2 protein-coding genes are annotated in these 1,032 nt (G+C 35.9%); one reads left to right on the top strand and one right to left on the bottom strand.

Annotated elements, in window-relative coordinates; translation table 11 throughout:
- Positions 1-659, bottom strand: a 659-nt coding sequence (locus tag FFO06_RS20640) for an RNA-guided endonuclease InsQ/TnpB family protein (RefSeq protein ID WP_137909697.1), incomplete at its 3' end; no start/stop codon positions are given.
- A gap of 51 nt (positions 660-710) precedes the next feature.
- On the opposite strand from FFO06_RS20640, the gene tnpA reads away from it, so the two are divergent.
- Positions 711-1,032 (top strand): IS200/IS605 family transposase (gene tnpA, locus FFO06_RS20635; RefSeq protein WP_137909696.1); only part of this gene is annotated, 322 nt, incomplete at its 3' end.

Raw genomic sequence — 1,032 nt, 5'->3', positions numbered from 1 at the left:
GCTAGTTTTTTCTGGAGTTTACGAATCTTCCTGTCTAATTTTGAGTAATCAGGACTTTGGGCTTTTTCTCCATTACTCATTACAGCAAAAGTTTTTATTCCTAAATCAATACCGATACTTTGGTTTTTAGCATCAATATTAACGGGTTCAACTTCTACTACAAAACTGAGAAAATAGCGATTAGCGCCATCTTTGATAACTGTCACGGAACTGGGAGAAGATGGTAATTCCCTAGACCAGATTGGTTTGACATTTCCAATTTTAGCAAGGTAAACTTCATTTCCTTTAATTGAAAAACCGCCAATTCTAAACCGTGCTAATTGTTGATTTGTCTTCTTTTTGAACTTAGGTCTACCAACTTTTTTACCTTTTCGCTTACCTTTAAGAGAATCGAAAAAGTTTTTATAGGCAATGCCTAAATCTGCAACTGATTGTTGCAAAGGAATATTAGAAACCTCGGACAACCACTCTCGTTCAGCAGTTTTCTTTGCTTGAGTAATAACTAATTTTTGTAAGTCGTTGTTGCTTGGCAATTTCTCAGACTGCTTACAGAGAGCCAGAGCATCATTCCAAACCACACGAACGCAACCAAACAACTGAGCTAAACTTTGTTGTTGTTGAATTGTGGGATAGAACCGATACTGATATCTGGCTTTCATGATTAGTGCTATAATTGGTTCGTAAATTAATTATATATTGGTTTGAGTAAAATGACAAGGATTTTTAGACGGGAAAGACATAGCGTTACAGACTTAAAGGCTCATTTGGTCTGCGTTACTAAATATCGTCGGTCTGTATTTACTGGAGAAAGTATTAATTTAATTGAAAAATCATTTCGAGAAGTTGCTGAAAAAATGAATTTTCAAGTGCTTGAGTTCAATGGTGAAGATAATCACGTTCATGCACTTATTGAGTATCCGCCAAAACTATCTATTTCTCAAATAGTAAATGCTTTGAAAGGGGTATCTAGTCGTAGGTATGGGCAAGCTGGCTATAAAAAACCTCATAGAGAAGCGTTATGGAGTCCCAGTT

This window comes from Dolichospermum planctonicum, assembly GCF_005402965.1.
Lineage (GTDB): Bacteria > Cyanobacteriota > Cyanobacteriia > Cyanobacteriales > Nostocaceae > Dolichospermum > Dolichospermum planctonicum.
This window is presented reverse-complemented; position numbering and strand designations above follow the sequence as displayed.